Source organism: Bacteroides sp. MSK.20.82 (genome assembly GCF_019052485.1).
Taxonomy (GTDB): domain Bacteria; phylum Bacteroidota; class Bacteroidia; order Bacteroidales; family Bacteroidaceae; genus Bacteroides; species Bacteroides thetaiotaomicron.
Genome location: NZ_JAHQUN010000006.1, coordinates 126,242 through 144,914, shown reverse-complemented (window position 1 = coordinate 144,914; position 18,673 = coordinate 126,242). Strand labels below are relative to the sequence as shown.

General features: G+C 41.3%; 8 protein-coding genes. 7 read left to right on the top strand and 1 reads right to left on the bottom strand.

The annotated features are described in order from the left end of the window. Positions 1-83: 83 nt before the first annotated feature. Positions 84-1,154, top strand: a complete 1,071-nt coding sequence (locus KTR07_RS08450) for a tyrosine-protein phosphatase (protein WP_062695845.1) — start codon at positions 84-86, stop codon at positions 1,152-1,154. Between the two features lie 111 nt (positions 1,155-1,265). Next, positions 1,266-3,209, top strand: coding sequence for a DEAD/DEAH box helicase (locus KTR07_RS08445; protein WP_062695846.1), 1,944 nt, complete (start codon positions 1,266-1,268; stop codon positions 3,207-3,209). A 486-nt stretch (positions 3,210-3,695) separates the two neighbouring features. On the opposite strand, the gene KTR07_RS08440 is transcribed toward KTR07_RS08445, so the two are convergent. Then, the gene (locus KTR07_RS08440; protein WP_016269244.1) at positions 3,696-7,796 is read right to left on the bottom strand and encodes a two-component regulator propeller domain-containing protein; all 4,101 of its coding nucleotides are present in this window, start codon (positions 7,794-7,796) and stop codon (positions 3,696-3,698) included. A 364-nt stretch (positions 7,797-8,160) separates the two neighbouring features. On the opposite strand from KTR07_RS08440, the gene KTR07_RS08435 reads away from it, so the two are divergent. The 5 genes from KTR07_RS08435 (at position 8,161) to KTR07_RS08415 (ending at position 18,671) form a co-directional block, all read left to right on the top strand. Next, on the top strand, positions 8,161-9,351 hold the full coding sequence (locus KTR07_RS08435; protein ID WP_117981506.1) for a glycoside hydrolase family 76 protein: 1,191 nt from the start codon (positions 8,161-8,163) through the stop codon (positions 9,349-9,351). A gap of 111 nt (positions 9,352-9,462) precedes the next feature. Next, entirely contained in the window at positions 9,463-11,940 is a 2,478-nt protein-coding gene (locus tag KTR07_RS08430; protein WP_117981505.1) for a glycoside hydrolase family 3 C-terminal domain-containing protein, read from the top strand. A gap of 21 nt (positions 11,941-11,961) precedes the next feature. Next, positions 11,962-14,115: a TIM-barrel domain-containing protein gene (locus KTR07_RS08425; RefSeq protein ID WP_181981955.1), complete on the top strand. Its 2,154-nt coding sequence runs from the start codon at positions 11,962-11,964 to the stop codon at positions 14,113-14,115. A gap of 42 nt (positions 14,116-14,157) precedes the next feature. Next, the gene (locus KTR07_RS08420) at positions 14,158-15,570 is read left to right on the top strand and encodes an IPT/TIG domain-containing protein (protein ID WP_117981503.1); all 1,413 of its coding nucleotides are present in this window, start codon (positions 14,158-14,160) and stop codon (positions 15,568-15,570) included. A 20-nt stretch (positions 15,571-15,590) separates the two neighbouring features. Beyond that, entirely contained in the window at positions 15,591-18,671 is a 3,081-nt protein-coding gene (locus KTR07_RS08415; protein ID WP_117981502.1) for a TonB-dependent receptor, read from the top strand. Positions 18,672-18,673 lie beyond the last annotated feature (2 nt).

Here is an 18,673-nt window from a genome sequence, read left to right as displayed (position 1 = left end):
TTTGGCTAATAATCGCAAAGGAATTACCACATCTAACGGTAATTCCTATCTTTGCAGTACATGATTCATCAGACAAAGAAACTATGTACAGAAACCTGTTAAACTGGCTGACCATCCTACTGGTACTTCCGTCATGTTCCGGCACTTCGCCCACTATATCCGTAGTGTGTGAAGAGAACAATGTGGGAAACGCCATTATCAAATGGGAAACAGCCCCTATACTGAAAGGACAGGTAAAAGTATATGCTTCCACTTCTCCCGACTTCATTCCCGAAGAAAATCCCGTAGCCACCATCAACATTGAAAAAGGGAAAAAGACCATCGTGACCAATGATCCGTCTCAGCGCTATTACTACCTGATGGTATTCAACAACAGATATCGGGTGAGGGTAGCTGCCCGTAACGTCAATATTCCCGGCATTCAGAACTTCCGTGACCTGGGAGGATACAAGTCTGCAGAAACAGGCAAACATACCCGCTGGGGAATGCTGTACCGTTCTGCACAGATTGACAGCATTCCATTCTGCTCCCGCCGGGAATTGAAAAACATGGGCATAAGGACTATCATCGATTTGCGTTCGGAAGAAGAACGCCATAACTATCCACAGTTTCATGATGAAGACTTTAACGTCCTGCACCTCCCCATTGCAACAGGAAACATGGAACACATCCTGCAAGACATACGTGATAAGAAAATAGAAACGGATACGATCTATCGTTTAGTAGAGCGGATGAACCGTCAACTGGTCACCAACTACCGCAAGGAATACAAAGAACTGTTCACACTCCTGCTCGACCGCAACAATTACCCCGTCGTCATCCACTGTACTTCAGGCAAAGGACGTACGGGCATTGTTTCAGCACTGGTACTTGCCGCTTTGGGAGTCAATGAAGAAGCCATCATGAAAGACTATCGCCTGAGTAATGACTATTTCAACATCCCCAAAGCCTCCAGATACGCGTATAAACTCCCTATCAACTCGCAGGAAGCCATCACTACAATCTACTCTGCCAAGGAAGACTTCCTGAATGCAGCCAAAGAACAGATTGATGCGGAATACGGCAGCGTACAGGCATATCTGAAAAAAGGAATAGGACTCTCGGCAGAAGAAATCGAACGGTTGCGCAGCATTTTATTAATAGATAATGGTTAATGGAAAATGGAGAATGCTATGCAGGCAGCAATAATTATCCATTATCCATTATTCATTATTCATTATTTTTCTCTATCTTTGCGCCCGAAATAAAAGATATACAGAGATTTAATGAAGACATTTGAAGAGCTTGGCGTTTCTCCGGAGATACGTAAAGCAATTGAAGAGATGGGATATGAGAATCCCATGCCGGTACAAGAGGAAGTGATTCCGTACCTTTTAGGAGAAAATAATGATGTAGTAGCTCTTGCACAAACTGGAACAGGTAAAACAGCCGCATTCGGCCTGCCTCTGCTCCAACAGATTGACGTAAAGAACAGGGTTCCCCAGTCACTAATACTTTGCCCCACCCGTGAGCTATGCCTCCAGATAGCGGGCGATCTGAACGATTACTCAAAATACATTGACGGACTGAAAGTACTGCCAGTTTACGGCGGTTCTTCCATCGACAGCCAGATACGCAGCCTGAAACGCGGCGTACATATCATCGTGGCAACACCGGGACGACTGCTCGACCTGATGGAGCGCAAAACCGTATCTTTATCGACCGTTCACAACATAGTGATGGACGAAGCGGACGAAATGCTGAATATGGGATTCACCGACAGCATCAACGCTATCCTTGCCGATGTCCCCAAAGAACGGAACACCTTGCTCTTCTCGGCAACCATGAGCCCCGAAATCGCCCGCATCTCCAAGAACTACTTGCAGAATGCCAAGGAGATTACCATCGGACGCAAGAACGAAAGTACAAGCAACGTGAAACACGTAGCTTATACCGTACAAGCCAAAGACAAATATGCAGCCCTGAAACGCATTGTTGACTATTACCCGCAAATATATGGTATCATTTTCTGCCGTACCCGTAAAGAAACGCAGGAAATAGCCGATAAATTGATGCAGGAAGGCTATAACGCAGATTCACTGCACGGAGAACTGTCACAGGCTCAGCGCGATGCCGTGATGCAGAAATTCCGCATCCGCAACCTGCAATTACTGGTTGCTACGGACGTTGCCGCGCGCGGACTGGACGTAGACGACCTGACACACGTGATCAACTACGGCCTGCCCGATGATACGGAAAGCTACACACATCGTAGCGGACGTACCGGACGTGCCGGAAAGACAGGTACTTCCATCGCTATCATCAACCTGCGCGAAAAAGGAAAGCTGCGTGAGATAGAGCGCATCATCGGCAAGAAGTTTATTGCCGGAGAAATGCCGACAGGCAAGCAGATCTGCGAAAAACAGCTTATCAAAGTGATTGATGAACTGGAAAAGGTGAAGGTAAACGAAGAAGAAATCACGGACTTCATGCCGGAGATTTATCGTAAGCTGGAATGGCTGAGCAAAGAGGATCTGATCAAACGCATGGTATCGCATGAGTTCAATCGTTTTCTGGACTACTACCGCGACCGTGAAGAGATCGAGACTCCGACCGACAGCCGCGAACGTAACACACATGACAGCCGTGAAAGAGGCAGCCGCAAGGCAGCGCCGGGTTTCACCCGCTTATTCATCAATCTGGGAAAAATGGACAGTTTCTTCCCAAGCGAGCTGATCAGCTTACTGAACAGCAATACACGTGGACGAATCGAGTTGGGACGCATTGACTTGATGAAAAATTTCTCCTTCTTCGAAGTAGAAGAGAAAGAAGCACAAAACGTAGTGAAGGCGTTGAACCGCGCTAACTGGAACGGCCGCAAAGTATCTGTAGAAGTTGCCGGTGAGGAAGCAGGAGAAGGCCGGAGAGGCAGTGGTTCTGCCGAACGCAGAGGAGGAAAACGTCCTTTCGGAAGTTCCTCCGAAAAGCGTGGTGACAGTAGCCGCAACTCACGTTCCGAAAGATCGGACAGAGCACCGCGAGCTGACAGAGCGACTAAAGGCAGTGACAAGACCGACAAGAAAAAAAGAAGCGACAAGCCCAGCCGCGAAGAACGGGGTTACGGAGCACGTGGTCCTAAAAAGACAGACGACTGGCAACAGTTCTTTAAAGATAAAGAGCCTGACTTCAGCGAGGAAGGATGGGCACGCAGAAAGCCGAAAAAGAAGTAACAGGCAAAACAGCCATTATAAGGTAATGTTGGAAAAGAAGAAGATTTAAGGCGTTGATATAGTTTACCTATTCATAACCGATATTGACGTAGCATATTTATTCTCTATCCGACTCTGCTGAAAAATACTGAACTGTTATGCCTAATCTATATTTCAGTTTTTAATAAACTTCTTGATCGTTTATTAGAAACGGTATCCAAGTTTATTAAAAACGATTACATGGCTTTTCGATAGCATTTATCCGAATTTATATAACAAAACAGGCTGCAAACCTCTCAAAAGTTTGCAGCCTGTTTCTTATATACAAGCTACCGAAAAGCCTTCCGAAGCAAGGCATTATCGGATAAAATGTTGTCATATTATACTATATCAGCACAACAAATGCAGTATAAGGTAAGATATTCTCATTGGTCTAAGTTTTAATTCATTTATTGTAAGGATACAAATATACAACATTAAAAGCCGTTTGTCAAGTCTTCAGGAGTTTTATACGTTCATAGTTCCTCCTCCTTCCTCAGAAGCATCATGAACATCCTTCGTCTTGATATTCCTGTACTGCTTGGGCGTCATCTCGAACTTCTGGGCAAATGCTTTATAGAAAGTCCCCCTGTTCGAGAATCCGGTTTTATCCATAATCTCTTCAATGGAAAGTTGCGTTGTCAGCAACAAGCGTTCTACAATCGTCAGGCGATACTCTCTGATGATGTCGGCAGGAGTCTTCTCCGTGACATTTTTCAGCTTCCGATAGAACTGCCGGGTACTGTATCCTAATGAACTACTCAACAATTCCACTGATAAATCCGTATTCTGTATATGACTATCAATAATCTGCATCATCTTCTCGAAGAAGGATTTATCCTCTTTATGCAGAAAATGACCATCATCCAGTTCAAAAGCACTTAGAACAGAGCTATAATACTCTTTCAGGTCCTCTTCGCGCTGTAACAGCCTTCTAACGACTTTCTCGAGATATTCCACATTGAAAGGTTTCGTGATATATGCTTCCGCGCCGGATTCAATTCCCCTCGTCTGCTCGTCAATATTATTCAGTGCCGAAAGCAGTATTAACGGGATACGGCTCAACAGTTTATCCGACTTTATCTTTTTGGCAAACGACATTCCATCCATACCGGGCATCATTACATCCGAAATAATCAAATCCGGTAACTGGATGCCCAACTGCTTCAAGGCTTCCTCTGCACTGCCTAAAGAGACAACATTGTATGCCCCGACAAATATCTCCGTAACAAACCATAACATAGAAGGGTCATCGTCAATAATCATAATCGTCTGCTTGTTCTTATCAAATTCAACCGACGAATTCTTGAGTTCGACTGCTTGCTCATCTGATGACAAAACCAATTCTTCAGCTACTTTTTCATCTTCATTATCCACCGTAACCTCCATAACAGGCAGCCATACATCAAAAGTAGTCACCTCATTAGGAATACTGGATACCTGAATCTGTCCATTCAACAGATTTACCATACTGTGACAAATGGCCAGTCCCAATCCATTTCGCGGAGAAATCCCATTCTTGTTCTGCACTTCGAAATTATCCAGAATCTTATAACGGTCGAATATTTTCGTGAGATCAGCCTCCTTGATTCCTTTTCCCGTATTAGATACCCGAATGCAAAGTTGTTCTCCTTCAATACGCAGCTCTACCGTAATGGAACCATTCTCCGGAGTATATTTGAAAGCGTTAGAAATCAGGTTATTTACAATTTTACTCAGACAGCTGACATCCGTATTCCAAAAAACTCCATCTTCTATCTGCAATCGATAGTTCAGTTTCCGGCTTTCCGCCAGCTCTCCGAATGATTCGGCAATAGTCCGTATCTGTTCTGTGACAGGAACATGTTTTATCTTCAAAATCTTGTTCCCCGTCTCCAGTCGGCGGAACTCAATCAGTTCCAATATCAGCGCATTCAGTTTCAACGCATTCTGCTGAATCATGGAAGCATACTTCCGGACATAACTGTCTACCCGGCTATAGGAAAGGATTTTTTCACACGGACCGTTGATCAATGTCAACGGAGTACAAAATTCATGGGTAATGTTAGTAAAGAAACGCAATTTCGATTCATACAGTTCTTCGCGCTGCTGGCGGTTCATTTCCTCGATCATAACATTCCGCTTTCTGCGATAACGTTTTATCACCATCCGGATAGCTCCTGCAATTACCCCGGCTAATAATAAGAAATAGACAATATAAGCACAAGTAGTCATATACCAGGGAGGAGTGATACGGATCAATAATGAATAAGGTTCACTCTCTTTCCCTGTTATATTACTTCGGTACTTCACTAGCAAGGTGTATTCTCCAGGAGATAGATTAGAGAAAACCGCCACCGTAGACAATCCGTTCTCAATCCAACTATCGCTCAAACCGTCTATCTTATAAGAGTAAGTATAATTGTTCCCGTTAATGTAATCGACAGCAATAAATGAAAGGTTAAAGAAGTTCTGACTATAGTCCAGCACCAAAGTTTCTTGCTTCGTAGCGCCTTGCAGAAAATCATAAATATTGCACTCTTTACCAAAAATAGAGAGGCGGTTGAAATGCAAAGGAGGCATGTATTCTTCCGAAAGTTGATCATTCTCGCTAATCGTAATGAATCCGTTCGTACCACCAAAAAATAATGTCCCCGTCTGCTGATCCTTGAAGAAAGCACCGTCACTAAACTCAATCACTTCCAGGTCGCCCTGCTGCCGATACGTCTGAACTGTGTTTTCGCGGACATTAAACCTCACCAACCCTTGATTGGTGCTAAGCCACAAGTTATTGTCCCTTCCTTCCAATATGCCGTGAATCGTATTGTTGGGAAAGCCGTCAGTCTCGTTATATACCCTATATTCGCCCTGATAAAGCCGGGTCAATCCGAAACTCGTACCAAACCAGTATCCTTCGTCATTCTTATGAATGGCAAAAATATCATTTACAGTCTGATTCTTCACTACATCGTCAATGCGGCAGGGAGTTAGTTGATTGGTATGCGTATTCATTTTATACGCACCATATCCACGGTTACCAAACCAAATAACCGAATCATTCTCCTGAAAAGAGACAAAGAAATAATTGGAGTTTCTCTTTCCGCCATCCAGTGTAAAGCGACGGGCAGACTTCACTTTAGGTAAAAGTGAAGTAGCATCCAGAATGATTTTCACAATACCTTCACCGGCAGAAACCACCCACAACGTACTATCATTTGTCTCACGGACAGAATGTACATACTTCACCATCTTGCCATCTGCCATGACCGGAAATTCCTGTATCCGCTTTTGTGAATAGGAGTAGTAATTAAGTCCGCTCTCCGTTCCAATCCATAAGAGTTTCCTCCGGCTGGGAGCAAAACTATACACCGAGTTGTCCATCAACGGACTATTACTTGCCAGGATCCTTTCTGCCCGAGGCAAAGTTTCCATATCAGGATGGAAATCAAACATCTTTAATATTCCCCCTCCCTTCGTACCTATCCACAATGTCTGATCCTGATCCTGATATAGAGCACGAACCGGATTATCTACCCGATACTCCGGTACATCCAACATGATGTTGTCAATAGAAAACTCATCTGTAAAATACATATAAAGCCCTTGACCGTCAGCGCCCACCCAGATTATATCCTGAAACCGGTCTTTCATAAGACAAAAGATACCGGACTGAACATTTATGGACTGGAGGCTATATTTTACCTTTGAATCCGGCATATACTTTAATTGGATTAATCCACTACTCTTAAAGCCGATAAAATAATCAGTTTTCTGTTTTATAATGGAAGAAACCTCACCCCGACGAAGTATCTCTGCCTCCATATCTGCTATAAAATACGCTTTATGATTATTCAGATCGTATTCATAAAGTGCATAAGTACTGTCTATGAAATAGAGAAAATCGCCATCTACAAACGTCCACAACAACTTTTCCGAATGATTCAGGCAATTACTGGGAACCAGCTTCACTTGATTTCCGTTTTTCTCTATTATATAACTCCGGTTATCATTATCCGAAGAGAATATCCAAAGTACTCCAAAGTTATCAATAGCCATTTGTTGTACTTCCTCAAAATGTATCTTTTTCACATCAAGTTTACAGAAGTCCTTCTGCTCCGGCTGATAATAATAAATGTAGCCATCATCCTTAATAATAAAGAAATCATCTTCGGGACTTATCGCCATACGGTTTATGTATTTAAAGTCTTTGAAGCTTTGTATGGTCTGTCTGCGTGTATCAAAGCGGTCGAGCCCATAATTAGTCTGTATCCAAAGCACATCGTTGTCCGCCTCGATAATCCGTTCGATGAGATTACCGGAGAAACTATGGTGCACATTGGTTGGTTTGTACAATCCCAGATAAGTGCCGTCGTAGATATTCAGCCCATCGCATGAACCGATCCATATCACGCCATGCCTATCCTGACACATCGAAAGAATAGCACTATTGGATAATCCGTTCTTACTGGAAAATTGCCGGAGACTATACGAAGCATTTATGTCTACTCCTATCAAAAGAAAAGAAACCAGTATCAGCAGAACTCTTCTTAAAAGAGTAGTTCTCTTCGTCCATTCATTGTGTTTTTTCATATAGCATTCTCTTGTTTTAAATCAAGACACAAAAATCGACGGAAAGATATAGAAAATCGGGAAAACGTCCAAGAACTGCACAAAAAACATTCTGATCATCTGAAAATTAACATAACAGGAGTACGCTTTTACGACACATATATATATTTTTGCGACATTTCATCGAGAAGAGACATTTATGTCATGAGTCCATACATCATCTTATACTAACCACAATAACTTTGCAGCATCAGACAACGGAATAAGGTAAAAAGCAAAATAAAAAGGATTGTAGTTTGAAATAGGTAATCCACAAACAGGTAGCATATTCAGCTACCTGTATTTTGGAAGGAAAATCTTTAGTTAATAATGAATATTATATAAAATGAAAGCACTGCGTTTTTTACTAATCATAGTTTGTGCCTACTTTTTGGCAAGTTGCGTTTCCACCAAACAGGCAGACTCTAATTCAAATCTGGATAGAGCCCGGCAAACACTGGATTCACTTTATCTAAATTATTCTGTAAGCAACTCTCATCTGCTTCGTGAAAACTATCCTTTCAACGAACAATATAAAGTCACTTATCTGGCATCGGAAAACCAAGCAAACATGCCTAATCAGTTCTCCTATTTATGGCCATATTCAGGTACATTTTCCGCAGTAAACGCATTATTAGAAGCCACCCACGACAAGAAATACCAGCAATTATTAGAAAAACAGGTATTACCCGGCTTGGAAGAATACTTCGATACAGAAAGAACTCCTGTTGCTTACTCATCGTATATCCGAACTGCTCCGACCTCCGACCGCTTTTATGACGATAATATCTGGGTAGGCATTGACTTCATCGATATCTATCAGATTACCAAAGAAAAAAAATATTTGGATAAAGCTCAACTCATATGGAATTTCATAGAAAGCGGTACTGATAGTCTGCTAGGAGATGGCATCTATTGGTGTGAACAAAAGAAAGAGTCCAAAAACACTTGTTCAAATGCTCCCGGTTCTGTATTCGCCCTCAAACTATTTAAAGCAACCAATGACAGCCTCTATTTCAAACGGGGAAAAGAATTATATAAATGGACACAAAAGAATCTGCAAGATTCTACAGACTACCTCTATTTTGACAATATCCGTCTTGACGGTAAGATAGGAAAGGCCAAATTTGCCTACAACAGCGGACAAATGATGCAATCGGCTGCCCTACTCTATCAACTGACCAAAAATCCGGATTACCTGGAAGATGCGCAGAGCATTGCCAAAGAATGCTATAATTACTTCTTCACAGACTTTACAACTGACACAGGAGAAAGCCTTAAAATGTTGAAACAAGGAAATATCTGGTTTACTGCTGTCATGTTAAGAGGATTCATTGAACTTTACCAATTGGACCAAAACAAAACTTTTATCGACGCCTTCAATCAATGCCTGTCATATGCTTGGGATAATGCTCGTGATGAAAACGGCTTATTCGGTACAGACCTAACTGGCAATAACAATAATAATAAGAAGAAGTGGCTGCTAACGCAAGCTGCCATGGTCGAAATGTATAGCCGACTAGCAGCTATACAATAAGTACAAATTTAAAACAATAAATAATTAAGGCTATATAATATAAAGGTCTTCCGTCACAACACAGCACAAAATAATAGCTACATAAAAACCAATACTCAAAAGAAAATTAATATGAAACAAAAAAGACTTACGTTTTTACTCCTGTTAATCTCCAACCTTTTTTGTGCATCTGCTCAAAAATGGTATAAACCAGAGATTGATCTAAAAGTTGAAGAGCTACTGGGCCAAATGACAGTAGAAGAAAAACTAGGATATATCGGTGGCATTGACTGGATGTACACTAAAAGCATTGATCGCCTGGGTATTCATCGCATGAGAATGTCCGATGGACCGCAAGGGATAGGCACAAAAGGCAAGTCTACCGCATACCCGGCTACAGTGACACTGGCAGCTACTTGGAACGAGAATCTTGCCTATCAATACGGAAAAGCTCTGGGACGCGATTGCAGAGCAAGAAACATCAATGTCATATTAGGTCCGGCGGTCAATATCTACCGTGCCCCAATGTGTGGACGTAACTTTGAATATATGGGCGAAGACCCGTATTTAACATCCCGCATCTGTGTAGGATACATCAAAGGTGTACAAGATCAAGGTGTCATGGCTACAGTCAAACACTTCGTTGCCAACAACTCCGACTATGACCGTAATAATATCAGTAATGATATTGATGAAAGAACCTTGAATGAGATTTACTTCCCTGCTTATAAAGCTGCCATTCAGGAAGCAGAAGTAGGAGCCATCATGACAAGCTATAACTTGATGAATGGCATCTACACCACTGAAAACCCGTGGCTATTGAAAGAAGTACTCAGAAATCAATGGGGCTTCAAAGGATTAGTGATGTCTGACTGGGGATCGACTCATTACTGTGTTCCAGCTGCAAGAAGCGGATTAGATCTGGAAATGGCAGGAGGAGAAAAGATGAATCCTAAAGATATGGCTTACTATCTTAAAACAGGAGATGTGACTATGGATATGGTTGACGAAAAAGTACGCCACATCTTACGCATACTCATTGCTTTCGGATTCAAGGATGGTACGGAAGCTGACAAAAGTATCGCTCTGGATGACCCTCAATCTGTAGAAACAGCATTAAATGTTGCCAGAGAGGGACTTGTTCTTTTGAAGAATGAAAACAACATTCTTCCTATCAATCCCAAAAAATACAAACATATTATCGTTACCGGCAAAAATGCACATGGATATGTACATGGTGGTGGTAGTGGCGCTGTAGTTCCTTTCCATTATACCAATTTATTCGACGGAATCCAAAAAGAAGGTAAACTGAATAATGTAAAAGTAGAATATATTGATGAACTCGACTTTATGCCGTCCATCATGTATACAGACGACAATCTCAACGAAAAGGGATTTCATGCCGAATACTTCAAGAATATTCACTTCGAAGGAGCCCCTGTGGTAAAACAGACTGAGAAAAAAATCAATTATTCTTGGGCTGCAGGCACAGAATTGGAAGGTATGCCCAAAGATTATTTCTCTGTGAAATGGTACAGTACAATGTGCGTAGACGAAACCGCTGACTATGAGTTCACATTAGGAGGCGACGATGGTTATAAATTGTTTATCAACGACCAACCGATTATTGATGACTGGACGCCCGGAGGTTTCAGAACGACCAATGTTACCAAGACACTAAAAGCCGGTGAAAAATATCATGTACGTGTAGAATACTATCAGCAGGGTGGTGGAGCAGGTGTCTGCTTTTTATGGAAACGTAAGAATGAGACTCAGAATAAGTTTGCCGATTACCTGAACAAAGCAGATTTAGTGATTGCATGCTTCGGTCATAGTTCCGACACAGAAGGAGAAGCAAGCGACCGCACATTCGAACTACCCGAAGTAGATAAAAAAATGCTGGCCAGCTTATCCGGATGTAAAAAGCCTGTTATCGGTATTGTAAATGCCGGAGGTAATATTGAAATGCAAAAATGGGAACCGTCTTTGAAAGGACTTATTTGGGGATTCTATGGAGGTCAGGAAGCGGGAACAGCTATCGGTGAAGCTTTATTCGGTAAAGTTAACCCATCAGGCAAGTTGCCTATGACCTTTGAGAAAAAATGGGAAGACAATCCCGCTTACAAAAGCTATCACGACCCGGATAAAGACAAACATGTAGCATATACGGAAGGAATATTCATCGGCTATCGCGGCTATGACAAATTGAAACGTGAAGTACAATATCCTTTTGGCTACGGATTGTCTTATACCACCTTTAAGCTATCTAATATAGTAGTCTCAAAGCCAAATGCTGATGGAACAGTAGAAGTAACCTGCCGTCTTGCCAACACAGGAAAAAGAGATGGCGCACAAGTCATACAAGCCTATGTGGGCAAAGCAGAAAACAGCCCGGTAGAACGTCCAGAAAAAGAACTGAGAAAATTTGAAAAGATATTCCTAAAAGCCGGAGAATCCACAACTGTCAAGATGACATTACCTAAAGAATCATTTATGTATTTTAATGTCAACAGAACTCAGTTCGTCACTGATCCGGGTATTTACAATATAATGCTTGGCTTCTCCTCTAGAGATATTAAAGCACAAAAAAATATTCAATATACACTATAGATTGCATAATCAATAAGCAACATGAAATATACTTGTATCAAAACTGTAGCAATTTACTTGCTCGCAACCTTACCTTTATTGGCGAACGCCTCAACACATAAGGTAAAAATTACACATAGCGTCATGGTTGGGGACGGAATCGCAAAATTCATCCCGGAAGGCTTCGACGCTCAAAAGATACCATCTTTTGCAATAGAAAAAGAACCACGCGAACAAGGAGCACTTCCTGCCGACTGGATACTTGTTCCCGAGTTCTCACTCACGAATGGTAAAGCAAACGCATCATTGACAGTGCCGGAAGGTACAAGCATCTATGGCGGTGGTGAAGTGACCGGTTCACTTCTGAGAAATGGAAAAACCATCAAATTATGGAATACAGACTCAGGGGCTTATGGTGTAGACAAAGGTACCCGCCTGTATCAGTCACACCCTTGGATGATGGGAGTGCGAAAGGACGGAACAGCTTTTGGAATTTTATTCGATACTACTTGGAAAGCAGAACTAAGCAGTACAGACGAAAAAATCGAATTAAAAAGTGAAGGAATACCCTTCCGGGTATTCATCATTGACAGGGAATCTCCACAAGCAGTCGTTCGCGGACTATCCGAACTGACCGGCACAATGCCAATGATTCCTCGCTGGGCACTAGGTTATCAGCAATGCCGGTTCTCATATTCTCCCGACAGCCGTGTCATTGAAATAGCAGATACTTTCAGACTAAAAAGAATACCATGTGATGTTATCTGGATGGACATTGATTATATGGACGGATACCGCATCTTTACCTTTAATCCGAAAAGTTTTCCGAATCCTAAAGCGGTGAACCGTGATTTACACATACGTGGATTCCATTCTGCATGGATGATTGACCCGGGAGCAAAAGTTGACCCTAACTATTTCGTATATAAATCGGGAACAGAAAATGACGTTTGGGTGAAAACAGCAGACGGTAAGAACTTCCACGGTGATGCATGGCCGGGAGCAGCAGCATTCCCTGATTTTACTTCTCCTAAAGTAAACAAATGGTGGAGAAACTTATATAAAGATTTTCTGGCACAAGGAGTAGATGGCGTATGGAACGATGTTAACGAACCCCAGATCAATGATACGCCCAACAAAACAATGCCGGAAGACAACCTGCATCGTGGAGGAGGAAAGCTTCCGGCAGGTACGCATCTTCAGTATCATAATGTATATGGCTTCCTGATGGTTAAAGCATCCAGGGAAGGTATACTGGATGTTCGTCCGGAAAAACGTCCTTTCATTCTGACACGTTCCAACTTTCTTGGGGGACAACGTTATGCCGCTACATGGACTGGCGACAACGGTTCTTGCTGGGATCATCTAAAAATGTCAGTTCCCATGTCATTAACATTGGGATTATCCGGTCAACCGTTTAGTGGTGCAGATATAGGCGGTTTCTTATTCAATGCTGATGCTGACTTATTCGGCAACTGGATTGGTTTCGGTGCCTTTTATCCTTTCGCACGTGGTCATGCTTGCGCCGGAACAAACAACAAGGAACCATGGGTATTTGGACAAAAAGTAGAAGATGCCTCACGCATCGCTTTGGAACGTAGATATATGCTACTACCCTACTTTTATACACTCTTACACGAAGCCTCAACCAATGGCATGCCCATCATGCGTCCTGTCTTCTTCTCCGACCCTAAAGACTTGTCACTGAGAGCAGAGGAAGAAGCTTTCCTTGTCGGTGATAATTTACTTATCATTCCAGCATTTGCCAATCAACCGGCACTTCCGAAAGGGATCTGGAAAGAACTGTCACTTGTAGAAGGAGATCAGAATGATAAATATCAGGCAAAAATGAAGATTCGTGGGGGAGCTATCATTCCGACTGGAAAAATAATTCAGAACACTACAGAAAATTCATTAGATCCTCTGACATTACTAGTGTGTCTGGACGAACAGGGCAAAGCTTCCGGAAATATGTATTGGGATGCGGGAGATGGTTGGTCTTACAAAAAAGGGGACTATAGCCTGCTACAATTTGTCGCAGAGCGAAATGGTGATAAAGTGACTGTAAAGCTAACAAAGAAAACCGGAAAATACAACACTGAGAATAAAGACATGGCAGTGATTAAAATTATAACAGATCAAGGCATACGTCAAGCCAGTGGAAATCTAGTGGAAGGCATTGAAATAAGACTATAAAAAAGCACTATACTTTGTTTGGAAACCTAAAAAAAAAGTTTTATGAAAAAAGAACACATGAAAAAGCAATACCCCCATTGGTGCGGGGTATTGCTACTGTATCTGATGGCATGTATTAGTAGTTGCCAAGACGACAAAATCAGTCCTAGCGGATATGATCCGTCTAAACCTGTTGTTTTTACAGATTTCTCTCCAAGTCAGGGAAGTCTCCGTACTCAGCTCCATATCTACGGTGAGAACTTCGGAAATGACCCATCAAAAATTTATATTACTGTAGGAGGGCGAACTACCACTACAATTGGCTGTAACAATAATGAAATTTATTGTATGATACCCCCAAAAGCTTTTGATGGAAATATAAAAATATCTATCGAAAGTGCTGATGGGACGTCTTCACCCATAGAATATGAGTTTGAGAGACGTTTCCAATATGTATCTCAAACTTCAGTAGGTACATTAGTAGGAAACGAAGATGAACAAGGCAATTCTTCTGATGTAGATGGAGATTTTGAAAACGCAAGGTTCGGAAATGCAGAATGGTTGTTAATGGATACATTCGGAATACAAAAATGCTTGATCGTTAATGGTTTTAAAGGACCTATCCGGAGAATCAATCTGGAAACTCAAGAAGTATCCACACTTATGACTGAAGGGCAAGGATTGTTTGGAGGTATGTACTACATGTGTTTCGATGCGACTGGAGACACTTTATTTGTATCAGACGACCACGGACAAAGTAACAAAGACCGAAGAGAGATTGCCTACCTGCTACGCTCTGAAGACTTCCGAAGAGCAAGACCTTATGTTTATGATCGTACTGGATATAGTTGTGCTTATCAACCTTTGACAAAAACTCTATATTATACCGTTTATTGGCAGGGAACTATTGACAAAGCCGTTTTTGACCCGACAACACAAGGAATGGTAGCAAAAGAAGTATTCCCAACATATGAAAGCAGGAATGAACATGCCTACCTAACAGTACACCCTGAGGGTAAATATATGTATATTACAGGAGCAAATTGCCTTTATAAATCCATGTTCAATCCAGAAACAAAAGAATTCCAAAAGCCAACAATGTTTGCCGGTTCTGAAGGAGCCAGTGATTGGGTAGACTCTCCCGGTACATCAGGGCGTTTCATATGGCCTTATCAAGGCACATTTGTAAAAAACAAGGATTACATAGAAGCTGGTAAATCAGATATTTACGATTTTTATCTTTGTGATAGAAACGGACATTGCATCCGTAAAATAACTCCTGACGGTATCATCTCGACTTATGCCGGCAGAGGTAGTGTATCTTCTGATGGGCGAGTAAACGGATACATAGACGGCGAGCTACGCACAGAAGCACGTTTCGACAGTCCTTGTGGGATCGCTTATGATGAAGAAACACAAACATTCTATATAGCAGATAGAGAAAACCATCGAATTCGCACAATTTCTGTAGAATAAACTATAAAAACACATTTCGAATGAAAAAATATATTTTAAGTTTGTTTTTTCTAATTAGCTGTGTGCTTAACACATACGCACATACAGAAAAGCAACAACAAGAAAAAATAGAAATCAGCGGCATTGTTCTGGATCAGAATAAAGAGCCACTTGTCGGAGTAAACGTTTCCGTAAAAGACATACCCGGACTAGGTGCTATTACAGATATAAACGGTAAGTTTAAAATAAAGGTTGAACCTTATCAATGGTTAGTATTCACTTTTATAGGATTTGATAAACAAGAAATCCTTGTTAAAGAACAAAAGAGCATCAATGTTATTATGCAAGAAGCAAAAGCAACTGCTATCGACGAGGTTGTTATCACAGGAACAGGCGCACAGAAAAAAATTACAATGACTGGAGCGGCTACTACAGTAGATGTAAATACACTGAGAACTTCCACTTCAAGCATTACAAATGCGTTGGCTGGTAATGTAGCAGGTATAATGGCACGCCAAACATCTGGACAGCCAGGCAATAATATATCTGAATTTTGGATTCGTGGAATTTCTACTTTTGGTGCAGGTTCGGGTGCACTAGTATTAATTGATGGATTCGAAAGAGATATGAATGAGATCAATATTGAAGATATTGAATCATTTACTGTACTAAAAGATGCCTCTGCAACAGCAATATACGGTTCACGTGGAGCAAATGGGGTTGTATTGATTACTACTAAACGTGGTAAATCAGGTAAGGTTCAAATCGATGCAAAGGTTGAAACTACTTACAACACACGTACATATACCCCCGAACTTGTTGATGGCTATACCTATGCCAACTTAATGAATGAAGCACGTACTACTCGTAATAAGGAAGCATTCTTCTCTGATGAAAAGCTATACATACTCCGCAACGGATTGGACAAAGACTTATACCCCAATGTAGATTGGATGGATGTACTCTTAAAAAAAGGGGCACCAACTTATCGAGCAACTTTAAATCTGAACGGTGGTGGCTCACTTGCCCGTTATTATGTATCTGTTAGTTACGTAGACGAAGGAGGTATGTATAAAGTGGACGAAGGATTAAAAGACTATAACACCAATGCAAATTACAGACGTTGGAATTACCGTCTCAACGTAGATATGGATATCACAAAGTCCACCTTATTGAAAGTAGGAGTCGCAGGTTCACTAGATAAAAAAAACGAACCTGGAATGGCAGGAAACATTTGGGCATCAGCCATGCGCAACAATCCTATCTCAGTTCCTGTGATGTATTCCAACGGATACGTTCCTGCCTACGGTTCGGAGAATGATCAACTCAATCCGTGGGTAGCCGCTACACAAACCGGTTATCAAGAAACATGGAACAATAAGTTGCAAGCCAATGCTACTTTAGAACAAAACCTCAACTTTATTACAAAAGGATTAAAATTTATTGGCCGCTACGGATTTGACACAAACAACTATCAGTGGATAAACCGTAAAAAATTCCCTGAAATGTGGAGGGCAGAACAAAATCGTGCTTCTGACGGAAGTTTAGTCATGAAAAAAATCAAAGACGAACAACTAATGACACAAGAATCATCTTCTAACGGAAATCGTAAGGAATATCTAGAAGCCGAACTGCATTATGACCGTACCTTTGGCGACCACATTGTTGGAGCAGTATTTAAATATTCTCAAGACAAAACGATAGATACCTCTCAGAATGGAAATGATATTATGCAAGGTATTGATAAACGCCATCAAGGACTTGCTGGACGCTTCACCTATGGATGGAAATACCGTTATTTCTTCGATTTCAACTTTGGGTATAACGGTTCCGAAAACTTTGCACCGGGACATCAGTATGGCTTTTTCCCAGCTTATTCTGCAGCATGGAATATTGCAGAAGAACCTATCATCAAAAAACATTTGAAATGGATGAATATGTTCAAACTCCGTTATTCATATGGCAAAGTCGGCAATGACGTTGTAGGAGACGATGACCAGCGTTTCCCCTATTTATCTACTTTCGGTGCCAGTGGGGGATTTAATTATGCGGACATCGGACAAAAATATGAATTTACAGGTTTAAGCTACACACATTACGCTACTACAGCCGTAACATGGGAAATAGCAACTAAACATGATATTGGTATCGACTTCTCTTTATGGGACGATAAGTTCACTGGGACAATTGACTATTTCCACGAACAACGTGACGGTATTTACCAACAACGTAATTTCATTCCCATTTCTGTTGGTCTGAACGGAGCTATGAGAATATCTACCAATATTGGCTCTGTTTTATCCAAAGGATTTGATGGAAATTTCGGATTCAAACAACGTATCGGAGATGTGAACCTCACTTTACGTGGCAACTTCACCTATAGCAAAAGCGAAATTTTGGAATATGACGAAGAATATAGCAACTACCCATACAAAAGCCAGAGAGGTTTCCGAGTTGATCAAACCCGTGGACTTATCGCATTGGGACTATTTAAAGATTATGATGATATACGCAATAGCCCCAAACAATCTTGGGGAGATGTAATGCCAGGTGATATCAAATACGCAGACGTAAACGGTGATGGTTATGTAAATGATAATGATATAGTTCCTATCGGAGCTACAACACGTCCAAACTTAGTTTATGGTTTCGGTCTCTCCGGACAATGGAAAGGTATTGACATTAATGTTTTATTCCAAGGATCTGGAAAGTCTACTTTTTGCATTGATGGTCCCACTGTATATCCATTTGAAAATGGAGACTGGGGAAACATTCTAACTGATGTAGTAAAATCAAACCGTTGGATATTAGGTGAAAATGAAGATCCAAATGCTAAATATCCTCGTTTGAGCTATGGAGGAAACAGCAATAACTATCGCGCCTCCACTTATTGGTTGCGTAATGGTTCTTACCTACGTTTGAAAAATTTAGAGATAGGATATACAATACCAAAAAGTCTTGTTAATAAAATGCATTTAAATAACATCCGTATTTATTTTATGGGTACCAATTTAGTTACCTTCTCCAGTTTCAAACTTTGGGATCCTGAATTAGGTAGCAGTAATGGACAAAAATATCCACTGTCTAAATCATATACTTTAGGATTAACTATCAATATCTAATA